The sequence below is a fragment of the Sphingobacterium sp. UBA5789 genome (assembly GCF_002418355.1).
Taxonomy (GTDB): Bacteria; Bacteroidota; Bacteroidia; order Sphingobacteriales; family Sphingobacteriaceae; genus Sphingobacterium.
The window spans coordinates 182863-195200 of record NZ_DIDX01000003.1; the positions used below are offsets into that span (position 1 = coordinate 182863).

General features: G+C 40.3%; 10 protein-coding genes. 7 read left to right on the plus strand and 3 right to left on the minus strand.

Going from position 1 to position 12338, the window contains the following annotated elements; genetic code table 11:
- Nucleotides 1-36: 36 nt before the first annotated feature.
- Both B4B65_RS07030 and B4B65_RS07035 read left to right on the plus strand, forming a co-directional pair.
- Entirely contained in the window at nucleotides 37-570 is a 534-nt protein-coding gene (locus B4B65_RS07030) for a CopD family protein (RefSeq protein WP_293914599.1), read from the plus strand.
- Between the two features lie 58 nt (nucleotides 571-628).
- A complete protein-coding gene (locus B4B65_RS07035; protein ID WP_293914601.1) occupies nucleotides 629-1378 on the plus strand; it encodes a DUF4476 domain-containing protein in 750 nt (249 codons plus the stop codon).
- Nucleotides 1379-1404: 26 nt separating this feature from the next.
- Here the strand turns inward: B4B65_RS07035 and B4B65_RS07040 are convergent, their stop codons facing one another.
- The gene (locus tag B4B65_RS07040; RefSeq protein WP_293914602.1) at nucleotides 1405-2835 is read right to left on the minus strand and encodes an NAD-dependent succinate-semialdehyde dehydrogenase; all 1431 of its coding nucleotides are present in this window, start codon (nucleotides 2833-2835) and stop codon (nucleotides 1405-1407) included.
- A gap of 43 nt (nucleotides 2836-2878) precedes the next feature.
- On the minus strand, nucleotides 2879-3271 hold the full coding sequence (locus tag B4B65_RS07045; protein ID WP_293914603.1) for a thiol-disulfide oxidoreductase DCC family protein: 393 nt from the start codon (nucleotides 3269-3271) through the stop codon (nucleotides 2879-2881).
- Between the two features lie 149 nt (nucleotides 3272-3420).
- Here B4B65_RS07045 and B4B65_RS07050 point away from each other — a divergent pair, with 149 nt between their 5' ends.
- The 5 genes from B4B65_RS07050 to B4B65_RS07070 all read left to right on the plus strand — a co-directional run bounded on the left by B4B65_RS07050 (nucleotide 3421) and on the right by B4B65_RS07070 (nucleotide 11007).
- A complete protein-coding gene (locus tag B4B65_RS07050) occupies nucleotides 3421-4098 on the plus strand; it encodes a response regulator transcription factor (RefSeq protein ID WP_201680377.1) in 678 nt (225 codons plus the stop codon).
- A gap of 1 nt (nucleotide 4099) precedes the next feature.
- Nucleotides 4100-5449 carry a sensor histidine kinase gene (locus B4B65_RS07055; RefSeq protein ID WP_293914604.1) on the plus strand — a complete coding sequence of 450 codons (1350 nt, stop codon included), beginning with the start codon at nucleotides 4100-4102 and terminating at the stop codon, nucleotides 5447-5449.
- A 90-nt stretch (nucleotides 5450-5539) separates the two neighbouring features.
- Entirely contained in the window at nucleotides 5540-6808 is a 1269-nt protein-coding gene (locus B4B65_RS07060; RefSeq protein WP_293914606.1) for a TolC family protein, read from the plus strand.
- A 1-nt stretch (nucleotide 6809) separates the two neighbouring features.
- On the plus strand, nucleotides 6810-7913 hold the full coding sequence (locus B4B65_RS07065; RefSeq protein ID WP_236582270.1) for an efflux RND transporter periplasmic adaptor subunit: 1104 nt from the start codon (nucleotides 6810-6812) through the stop codon (nucleotides 7911-7913).
- A gap of 1 nt (nucleotide 7914) precedes the next feature.
- Nucleotides 7915-11007, plus strand: a complete 3093-nt coding sequence (locus B4B65_RS07070) for an efflux RND transporter permease subunit (RefSeq protein WP_293914608.1) — start codon at nucleotides 7915-7917, stop codon at nucleotides 11005-11007.
- Nucleotides 11008-11054: 47 nt separating this feature from the next.
- Here the strand turns inward: B4B65_RS07070 and B4B65_RS07075 are convergent, their stop codons facing one another.
- Nucleotides 11055-12269 (minus strand): bifunctional 3,4-dihydroxy-2-butanone-4-phosphate synthase/GTP cyclohydrolase II, encoded by a 1215-nt coding sequence (locus B4B65_RS07075; RefSeq protein WP_003011860.1) that lies wholly within the window; start codon nucleotides 12267-12269, stop codon nucleotides 11055-11057.
- Between the last annotated feature and the right edge of the window lie 69 nt (nucleotides 12270-12338).

The following is a 12338-nucleotide window of genomic DNA, read 5'->3' on the forward strand; positions in this document are numbered from 1 at the left end:
TCTTTATATCTTTGTTCAAAATAGAATATTAATCCCATGGTTTATTTATACGCTAAAGCGATTCATATTATTTTTGTCGTATGTTGGATGGCAGGATTGTTTTATATCGTCCGGTTATTTATCTATCATATAGAAGCTAAGCGTAAATCTGAAGAGGAATATACCATCCTGCATAAGCAGTTTGTGATTATGGAATCGAAGTTGTGGTGGATTATTACTACACCAGCCATGTACCTGACCATTGCTGCTGGTTCGCTTATGCTGTTTCTGAGTCCCTCCTGGTTGCAGATGGGATGGATGCATGTCAAGCTATTGTTTGTAGCGGGACTCATTGTTTACCATTTTATATGCCAAAGGATTATGCGTCAGCTAGCTGCAGAAACCTGTACATGGTCTTCTACCAATCTGCGCTTATGGAATGAACTGGCAACCCTTTTTCTGTTTGCTATTGTATTTACTATCGTCTTAAAGTCTGCTATCAACTGGATTTTTGGAGTAGTAGGACTGGTGGGATTGTCTGTTGTCCTGATGATGGCCGTCAAACTTTACAAGAAGTATAGAAAATCCTGAAACCTCTTAATCCTTTCTCTTACAAAGTAGTCATAGAATTAAACTAATACCCTATTATATGATTATTCGTAAACTCTTTTTTAGCCTTATTGCATTTCTCAGCCTGACAAGTGCTTTTGCTCAGACGCCAAATTCTTCCAATGGTGTATTCAGCGTTTTTTCAGAGCGGGAACCTTTCATTTTATATCTTAACAACGTACGTTACAATGATCAGTTTAGTACTGCAGTACGTATTGAACGATTAGAAAAGAGAAATTATGATGTACGTCTGGAATTCAAAAACAGAAGACTGGCGAGTATTGTCTCCTACAATTTCAGACCTACAGATGAAGACGGGTATTTTATGGATAAAATGTATCTGGTTCGTTATTCCAGAGTCGGAAGACCGGAATTAAGGTTGTTTGCCATGTTTCCTGTAGAATTCAGAATGCCGGACCAGCGTAGTTTTGATACCTATGATTTTGGTTATCCTAATGATCCTGTTTTTGTTGATCCGGGAGAAGAAGAATATAGCCAAAGAGTCATGACTGCCGAAGAGTTAAAAGATGCAATACGTGTTGTCAATCGACAAGGGTTTGATAGTGATAAAGCCAAAGTAGCCTCTATGATCGCACAGAAAAACAGTATGACCGTAAAGCAGATTGGTCAGATACTGGATTTATTTTCGTTTGATGATGGTAAGCTGACATTTGCACGGGCAGCATACGCTACCTGTTATGACCGTAGAAATTACCATACCTTACTGGAAAAACTTGTCTTTTCAGATAGCAAAGAAAAGTTAATGTCGTTTATCAATTCTGCTAAATAAGCTGAGTATTTATGTTTTGGCGTTTATTAAACGCCAAAACATAAATACTTGATTTCCATATACTCATCCAGTCCGTATCTGGAACCTTCGCGACCTACACCGGATTCTTTGACTCCGCCAAAGGGAGCGGCAGCATTGGATATCAATCCTACGTTAATCCCCACCATACCTGCCTCCAATCTTTCTGCAACACGTAAACAGCGATTCAACTGCTGGCTGTAAAAATAAGAGGCCAACCCGAATTCTGTATCATTAGCCAATGCAATAACTTCTTCTTCTGTCGTAAACCTGAAAAGTGCGCATACCGGTCCAAATGTTTCTTCATGTGCAATCAATGCATCTGTAGGGACATGAGTCAGGACGGTAGGTTCAAAGAATAATCCGTCTATATGCTTTCCTCCGGCAGCTATTTTAGCTCCCCGTTTTGTCGCATCAGCAACATGTTGCTGCACTTTTTCAAGTCCTTTTGCATTGATTAACGGACCGACCTGAACTCCTTTGTCCAATCCGTTTCCTACTTTTAAATCCTTTACAGCCTTCGTTAGTTTTTTTGAAAAGGCATCATACACACCGTCCTGAATGTAAAATCTGTTGACAGATACACAGGTCTGCCCTGAATTTCTGAATTTTGCAGCGATCGCTCCCTGTACGGCAGCATCTATATCTGCGTCCTCAAAAACTATGAAAGGTGCATTACCGCCCAATTCCATAGAAAGTTTTTTGATATTCGAAGCGGATTGTTCCATTAGCGTTTTTCCGACTTCTGTAGAGCCTGTGAAGGATAATTTCCTGATACTTTTATGTGTTGCCAGTTCTTTACCTATACCGGCACTATCTTTACCTGTGATAACATTGATGACACCTTTAGGCACACCGGCTTCTTCCGCCAGCTTTGCAATAGCGATGGCTGTAAAAGGAGTTTGAGATGCTGGTTTTAATATTACCGTGCAACCTGCAGCGAGTGCAGGGGCTACTTTACGGGTCACCATCGCCAAAGGGAAATTCCAGGGAGTAATGGCTGCAACAACTCCTATTCCCTGTTTTATAGTCATCAGATGCATTCCTTTTTTTGAAGAAGGAATGGTTTCTCCGTATGCCCGTTTGGCTTCTTCAGCAAACCACTCGACAAATGAATTGCCATAATCTACTTCCGTAAGAGATTCCTGTAAAGGTTTTCCGCTTTCCAGGGTCATAATTTCCGCAAGAGCTTTTTTATTTTCCAGGAGCAGCTCATACCACTTTCGGATGAGAGTAGAACGTTCGCCTGCAGAAACATCGCGCCAGGATAACCAGGCTTTTTCTGCCGCAACAATAGCTTTCGTACATTCTTTGACCGATAGGTCAGGGAGCGTTTCTATAACTTTTCCTGTTGCAGGATTAATGACATCAAAGGTTTTTGTACCGGAAATGAATTTTCCATTGATATATGCTTTGTTAATCAATAATGAGTTTTTCATCTGTGTATTATTTGTATTGTCTGTTTTGCAAAGAACCAAGGTGTCAGATAAAATGCTGACGCTCTTCAGCGGTCGGAATCCGGCACTGTTCTCTTTTGCCGAACCATTTGTATCTGTTTCGTGCTATAAAGTCATAACAACTATCCCGTAAAGAAGTTGGCAGTGGCTTGAAAATAAAACAAAGAGACCAGGGGAATCCCAGATCTTTAGCAATATAGAGCACAGCATCACTTTTATTCAAGACTTTGTTTTGTCTGATGTAGAGGATGGAGTTTAACTGATGTCCGGTTTGTTGTTGCACTTGCTGACCAAGAGAGGATTGTAGCGATGAAAAATAAAATTTACGCTGCTTGTCGTGCTTCATAATAAAATTCACCGTGCCATTGCAGACATTACAGATGCCATCGAATAAGACGATATTTTTAGTGTGTAGCATCAAAATCAATGTTTTATTAACCTTATAAAAGTACATATAATCACACCTAATAAGGCCATTTTGAAGTCAAAAAGAGAAAAGGAAATTCTCGGTCTCTCGGAATACATCTTTTTTGGCTAGATTTGAAGTATTGGACTATTAAACAGACTATGCAGATATTACTTGTGGAAGATGATGCCCGGATCAGTGATTTTATTGTCAAAGGACTCGAAGAGAACGGATTTAATGTGCAACTGTGTGTATCTGCGGAAGATGCCCGAGAAGTCGTTTTTGAACATAGCTTTGATATTATCATTATGGATGTAATGCTTCCGGGTATTGATGGAATTCAGCTTACCAAAATGATCCGGTATAAAAAGAACCTTACGCCGATTCTGATGCTAAGTGCATTAAACGAAGCCGAAGACAAAATTGCTGCGCTGGATAGTGGAGCAGATGATTTTCTGGTCAAGCCCTTTCATTTCAAAGAACTTATTTCCCGTATCAATGCATTGACAAGAAGAACAAAATACCAAAAGCAAGAAGTGTTGAGTAACAGTCTTGTCATCCAGAATTTAAAGATTGATCGGGATAAATATGCGGTATATCAGGATGGTGAAAAAATAGAACTTTCTCCAAAGGAGTTCAAATTATTGTTATACCTCGCGGAGAATACAGATAAGGTAGTATCACGTACGATGGTGTTAAATGCGGTATGGGGAATCAATTTTGATAATAATACCAATGTGGTAGATGTATACATCTCCTATCTGCGCAATAAAATAGATGAAAGTAAACATCAGTTTATTCTGACTGTAAAAGGGACAGGATATATGTTTCAGGGATAATATGAATTTAAGAAACAGATTAGCATTTATTACCTCACTGATATTCGGTGTGATCTTCTCTGTGGCGGCTATTCTTATTTACTGGACATTTTATAAATCTTCCGAACGGTCAGTCATCAAAGAACTGGAAAAAACCTGTCTTATTACCGGAATCTATTATCTAGAAAAAGATGAACAGTCGGGAGAAAAGCATAATGAATTTAAAATTCAGTTTGAAAACCTGATCCATCGTTCCCGTGTGGCTATTTATGATGCTACAGGTAAAGTGCGGTTCGGAGATCTTATGCAAGACCAGAATATATCTGCAGAAAGATTGAATCAATTGAAAAAAAGCAAAAAGATTTCTTTCCAATCCGCTAATCATTTCTACTATGGTATGTATTACCCAGATAATCAGGGTGATTTTTATGTTTTTGTAAAAGAGCAGAATTCGGAGTTCAAAAATCAGATCAACAGGCTCCTGGCTATTGTCGTAGTTGTATTGCTGGCGGCATGGACCAGTATCGTCGTGCTGGCGAGGGTATTGAGTAAGATCGCTTACAGGCCGATAAAACGTGTGGTGGAAGAAGTGCGTAATAAAGAAATAGCGACTATTCATCAACCTATTTCTTCTATAGATTCCGGTGATGAACTTCAGGAACTGGTCGATACCTACAATGCGTTGTTGAGCAGAGTTTCAGAAACTTTTGCTATACAGAAAAATTTTGTAAGCTATGTTTCTCATGAATTCAGAACGCCATTGACAGCTATATCCGGAACACTGGAAGTTTTCTCACAGAAAGAAAGAAGTCCGGAGGAATATCAGCGCGCTACCCGTATCGCACTTGAAAATGTAGATGCGCTAGAAGATATCCTTAATAATATGCTGATCCTGACGGAAGCACGGAATTCCACAGATTCTTTTCAGAAATTTCGTTTGGATGAAGTGGTATGGGACATTGTAAGCCAGTGTCAGGAGAAATATCAGGCACAGATAGATGTAGACCTTCAGGTGGGGAATCCGGATGTACTGAATGTGAAAGGTAATGAAGTCCTGATCCAGCTGTCTATTCTGAATATTGTAGAAAATGCCATTAAATATTCCGGTAATAAACCGGTACTGATCCGGCTTGAGCAGATAAATGAGCGATTAAATCTTTCTGTTATCGATCATGGTATAGGTATTTCTGCACATGATCTTCCTTTGATTACACAGACATTTTACAGAGGGAAGAATATCGGAGCAACCAAAGGAAGCGGCATCGGACTTTCGCTGGCTTCTGTCATTTTCAAACAACATAAAGTTGATTTTCATATGGAATCTAACCCGCAAGGAACAACAGTTCAGCTCCAGTTTCCAACGATACTCTAATTAAATTCTAACCCGTTCTAACCAAATTCTAATCTTACTCAAATCCGGGTATAATCTGCCGCGATTAGTTTTGTTGCAAAATCAAATCGTGTGAAATATTTAGCAGCTATAAGTGTATTCCTTACTGTTTCTTTGCAAAGTTTTGCGCAGCAGGATACAGTTATGATCCGTTCCAAAGAGCAGATCGAACAACAGTTTCTTTCCTCCAATCTGGACCTGCTGGCAGGCAAGTATAAGATTGAGCAGTCAAGAGCCGCCATTCTACAGGCCAAACTGTGGCCCAATCCTTCATTTTCTATTTCGGAAGTTAATCTCTGGAAAAATAATCCTGTGGAAACAATGTCTCCTTTGATAGGGAGTTGGGGGAGAAATCAGCAGGTATCCTTAGAACTGGAACAACTCATCGAAACAGCGGGAAAACGTAAGAAAAGAGTCAAACTGGAACAACTAAACCTTAAAAATCAGGAACTGGAATTCGAGGAAACATTGCGTAATCTGAAGTTCGACCTCCGGGAGTCGGTCATTGAATTACAGAAGTTGCAAGGGCAGGAGTCCCTGTACCAATCTCAGTTTGAACTGTTCCGTAATCTATCCGAAGCTTTTGAGAAACAATGGAAACAGGGCAATGTAAGTGAAATGGAATATGTGCGTATCCATTCGGAAATGTTGTCTTTTGAAAATGAGCTGGCGGAAATCAGAGCCAGTAAAATTGACCTGATCAAAAAGATAAAGACCTATTCCAATATAGAAGGCCCTGAAACTATCGTGCTAGCAAATGCTCTGCAAATCAATACGTATGTTATTCCGGATTTATTGAGATGGAAAGAGACTGCATTGGAAAACAGAGCTGATTTTCGGATGGCTAGTAATCAGGTGGATATCAGCAGGCAGCAGCTGGCAATAGAAAAAGCAGAGCGAAAGCCCAATGTACAATTAAGCCTTGGATATGACCGCGGGGGAAATGTTATGCCGGACTTCATCGGTCTTGGGGCGAGTATTGATCTTCCTGTTTTTAACCGGAATCAGGGGAATATACGGATTGCACAACTGGAAATCGAAAAAAGCAGCACAGAGCTTACTCAAAACAAACTGGTGATTGTAAATGAAATTGATGCAACGGTACAGCGGTTAGTTCAGTTGCAACGGATTCTGGAAAAGCTGAGCGGTGCTTTTGACAAGCAAATGGATCTTTCTCTTGAAAAATATACACGGAATTTTCAGAATCGTAATATTTCCGTAATAGAATTCGTGGATTTTGTGTCCTCCTATCTTGAAAATAAGAAAAACCTTATCGATCGTAAAGAACAATATTTAAAGACTATCGAAGAATTGCAATATGTTATCGGAAAAGATATTTAAGATGAAAAAGATATATTATACTCCCGTATTAATGGCAGTGATACTGTCTTTTGTGTCCTGTGGACAAGGAAATGGTGAAACCAAAGAAAATGATGACAAACAGGATAAATTTTGTCTGAATGAAGAATTTAAAAAGAAAATAGCACTCGAACCGCTAGCTTACCGACCGGTAAAAGAGCAAATTTCACTGACCGGAAGCATCAGCTATAATGAGGATGATGTGGTCAAGTTTAAGAGTATGCTGGAAGGTGTGGTCGAGAATGTGCAGTTCAATCTGGGACAATTTGTCAAGAGAGGACAGGTGCTGGCTACTGTGCGGAGTACCTCGGTAAATGATATGTCTAATGAAAGGCAAAGTCTGACTAATCAGATTGCACTGGCCAGACAGAAGGTCTCGTCCACACAGAGTATGTTTCAGGATGGTCTGGCCTCTGCCCGTCAGGTAGAAGAAGTGCGAATGGAACTGGCTACTTTGCAATCTGCCCTACAGAGTCTTGATGCTAATATGAATCTGTATAATGCAACTTCTCACAGAGGGGTATTTGAGATTAAGGCTCCTAAGGATGGTTATATTGTAGAGAAGAACCTTAATCCGGGAGCTAATATTAATAATGAGGACCAGCTCTTTGCACTCAGCAATCTCAGACAGATATGGGTAATGGTCAATATCTATGCAAATAATCTGCAGTACGTCAAAAACGGAGCTACAGTTGCTGTAAAGACACTGGCTTATCCGGATGAGATTTTTACAGGTAAGATTCAGCAGATATCCAATGTTTTTGATCAGGATGAACGTGTCCTGAAAGCCCGTGTACTTCTGGATAATGCAGATTTAAGGCTGAAACCCGGCATGAGTGCTGATGTAATTATAGATAAATCATCTTTAGTAGGAGAGTCCCTAATAGCAATCCCCAATCATGCGATCATCTTTAACAATAATCAGAAATATGCTGTGGTATATAATGGTGATTGCGATCTGTTGGTTATGCCCATCAAAGCCGTTGCTGAAAATAATGAATATACCTATGTCCGCGAAGGGTATAAAGAAGGTGATCAGGTAATCACTAAGAACGAATTGATAGTATTTGAAGAGTTGATGAAATAAGATGAAGAAATTTGTTCAACATATAGTAGCCTTTTCATTAAGGCATTCCCTTATTGTTATTTTTGCCACTGTCGTTCTGTTGTGTTCCGGAGTATATGCCTATCTCCATACACCTATTGAAGCCTTTCCGGATGTTACCAATACCAGAGCACGTATTATTACGCAGTGGTCGGGACGTAGTGCGGAAGAAATAGAGAAATTTGTTACGCTGCCGATCGCCAAGGAAATGAATACCATTCCTAAAAAATCGCAGGTACGCTCTATTTCGCTTTTTGGTCTTTCCGTTGTAACGGTACAGTTTGATGACGAGGTAGATGATTTCTATGCACAGCAGTATGTGGCCAACAGAATGAACGGTGTAGAACTTCCAGCGGGTGCAAAGAGTGAGATCGAACCGCCCTATGGAGCGACGGGAGAGATCTTCCGTTATGTCATCAAGAGTGATCTGCCTATTAAAGAAGTTTCCGCTATTCAGGACTGGACTATAGAACGTGAATTAGTCTCTGTGCCGGGAGTCGCTGACGTTGTCAGTTTCGGAGGAGAAGAGAAGATCTACGAGATAAAGATCAACCCTACTGAACTGGCTAATTACAATCTGTCTCCACTGGACGTATACGAAGCTGTTTCCCGGTCAAATATCAATGTCGGCGGTGATGTTATCCAGCAGGGTAATCAAGCATATGTCGTCCGCGGTGTTGGGTTGCTGGATAAAGTAGATGATATTAAAAATATTCTGATCAAGGTCAATGGGTCTACACCTATTCTGATCAGACATGTAGCAGAAGTATCTATCTCTGCTAAACCAAGATTAGGACAGGTCGGCTATAATGAGGAAGACGATCTTGTGGAAGGAATTGTGGTAATGTTGCGTGGAGAGAATCCTTCAGATGTCATCGTAAGGCTGAAAGCCAAGATTGAAGATCTGAATACCCGGATATTGCCAAAGAATGTACAGATCGTCCCCATTGTAGACCGGACAAAACTGGTAGATAATACTGTACACACGGTTTCTAAAAATCTGGTAGAGGGTATATTGCTGGTGTCTTTTATTGTATTTATCTTTTTATACAATTGGAAAACAACTTTTATTGTCGCCTCAGTTATTCCACTGGCCTTCCTTTTTGCCATTATTATGTTGCGGATTCAGGGACTTCCTGCCAATCTGATTTCTATGGGCTCTCTGGATTTTGGGCTGTTACTGGAAGGTACCCTGGTCATTGTGGAAACTGTATTTGTTGCTCTGGAGCGGGAGGCACATCATCTCGGGGCTGCACGGTTCAACAAAATTTCAAAACTGGGGATTATTAAGAAAAGCGCAGGTTCAGTAGCGAGTTATATCTTTTTCGCATTATTGATTCTGATTGTAGCCTTATTACCCATATTTTCTTTTCAGAAAGTGGAAGGTAAGATGTTTTCGCCACTGGCATTTACGCTTGGGTATGCATTGCTGGGATCTTTGATCCTCAGTCTGACGTATGTACCGGCCATGTGTAAATACCTGCTCAATAAAAATATCAGTGAAAAAGAAAACGCAATTTCCAGATTTTTCAGAAAGTATGTATTTAACTTTTTTCAGTTCACCTTTAAGCATAAGAAATGGACAATCGGAATTTTTGTATTTATTTTGATTGGATGTGCGGTACGTTTCCATTTTTATGGTTCGGAATTTTTGCCCAAGCTGAATGAAGGTGCTATTTATGTACGGGCTACACTGCCCAATAGTGTCAATCTCGATGAATCTGTCAAATTGACGAAGGAAATGAAGGAAATGCTGAGAACAGACTTTGATGAGATCGACTTCATTATGACGCAGACAGGAAGGCCAAACGACGGAACAGATCCTACGGGTTTTTTTAATATTGAATTTAATATTGAACTGAAGCCTAAAGAGAAATGGAAGCAAAAGATTTCTAAGGATGAACTGATCACCCAGATGCGGGAAAAACTTCAGCAATATCCCGGAATTACCTTTGGATTCAGTCAGCCTATTCAGGATAATGTGGAAGAATATGTGGCAGGGGTAAAAAGTCCGTTGGTTATAAAGATTTTTGGTGATGATCTCTATGACCTGGAAAAGAAGGCCTTTGAAGTCGCTAATTCTATCAAATCAGTACACGGTATTACAGATATTAATGTATTTAAAAATATCGGACTGCCTGAATTGAGGATACAGCTTCATGATTCCAAAATGGCGAAATACGGCGTGTCTACTAATGATGTACAATCGGTTATTGAGATGACCATAGGTGGACAATCAGCAACTACTTTCTATGAGAATGAAAGGATGTTTGATGTAATGGTACGTTTTCAAAAGGACTATCGGGATAATCCTGAAAAGATCGGTAATATCCTGATTCCCACGATGAACGACCAGAAAGTTCCGCTTCGGGAGATTGCAACGATTGACTACCACACTGGTCCTGCTTTTATTTACCGGGAAGGGAATTCCAGATATATCGGTGTCGGCTTCAATATTGAAGGTCGTGATCTGGGAAGTACTATTCAGGAAGCTAAGACAAAAGTGAAACAGGACGTAAAACTTCCGAAAGAGAATAAACTTGTCTGGGCCGGGGAGTTTGAAAGTAAAGAGCGTGCATCCAAACAGTTGATGATGGTGGTGCCTGTCTCGTTGGTGCTGATCCTGATCCTGCTGTATGCCAACTTTGGAAATGTTAAAGATACAGTGATATCTGCTATAACGCTGCCATTTGCTTTTATCGGTGGATTTCTGTCGCTCTGGATAACGGGAACTATCTTTGGTATCTCTGCCGGAATCGGGTTTATTATCCTCTTCGGAGTGGCTACTATAGACGGTATTGTGCTCATAGGTGTGATGAAAGAGAATCTGAAACATAAGATGAAGCTGAAAGATGCGATCTATGAAGGTGTAAAAAGCCGGATCCGTCCGGTGGTCATGATTGCGCTGATGGGTTCTATGGGATTACTGCCAGCAGCTCTTTCCAGTGGCATGGGGTCTGAGATTCAGAAGCCTTTGGCTATTATGATTGTCGGGGGATTGATTATCTGTCTGATTCTATCCTTCGCTGTCCTGCCCATAGTGTTTTATAAGGCCTACAAAAAAGAATACGTATAAAAAAAGTGAGGGCTCATNNATGAGCCCTCACTTTTTTTATACTGATCTTATAAATTTTTCATGATGGTATGTCCCATACGATCACGTTTTGTTTTCAGATATTCTTCGTTATATTGATTTGCCTGAATCTCGATCGGCACATTTTCAATGATTTCCAGACCATATCCTACCAGTCCGGCACGTTTTGTCGGATTGTTAGACATCAGACGCATTTTAGTTACTCCAAGATTACGGAGAATCTGAGCACCTACACCATAGTCTCTCAGATCTGCTTTAAAACCAAGCTGAAGATTGGCGTCTACCGTATCTACACCACCTTCCTGCAGTTTGTAAGCATGTAATTTATTGATAAGACCGATTCCTCTTCCTTCCTGATTCATGTATACGATGACACCTTTACCTTCCTGCTGGATCATTTCCATGGCTTTGTGAAGCTGAGGACCACAGTCACAACGGCATGATCCGAAAATGTCACCTGTCATACATGAGCTGTGTACACGTACTAAAATAGGCTCATCTTCTTTCCACTCTCCTTTGTACAAGGCCAGATGCTGTGCACCGGTATCTTTTTGTGTATAAGCTTTCAGTTGAAAATCACCATATTCCGTAGGCATATTCACCGTTACTTCTTCATTAATCAATGAATCGTGTTTCAAACGGTATTCAATCAGATCTTCAATACTGATGATCTTAAGGTCAAAACGTTTCGCTACTTCAATCAGTTCAGGTAGACGGGCCATTTCACCGTCTTCTTTTAATATTTCAACCAATACACCTGCAGGTTCAAATCCGGCAAGACGAGCCAGATCTACAGTTGCTTCTGTGTGGCCTGTACGGCGAAGTACACCACCATCTTTTGCAATAAGCGGGAAAATATGCCCGGGACGTCCCAGTTCTTCAGGACGGATATTCGGATCGATCAGAGCTTTGATAGTCTTAGAGCGATCTGAAGCAGAAATACCAGTTGTACAACCGTATCCCTGTAAGTCTACTGATACAGTAAAATTTGTCTCATACACAGCTGTGTTCTGTCCTACCATAAGGTCAAGACCCAATTCATCACAACGTTCTTTTGTTAAAGGAGCACATACTAATCCACGGCCATGAGTAGCCATAAAATTGATAATTTCCGGAGTCGCATTGCGCGCTGCAGTAACAAAATCGCCTTCATTTTCACGATCTTCATCATCGACTACAATAATTACTTTACCGGCTTGTATATCGGCGATTGCTTCTTCAATCGAATTAAGCTTTATTTCCATTTTAATTTAAGAAAATATGTTTTTACAAAGTTAGAGTTGTTTATACAAGTATTTATAATGAACCTGTCA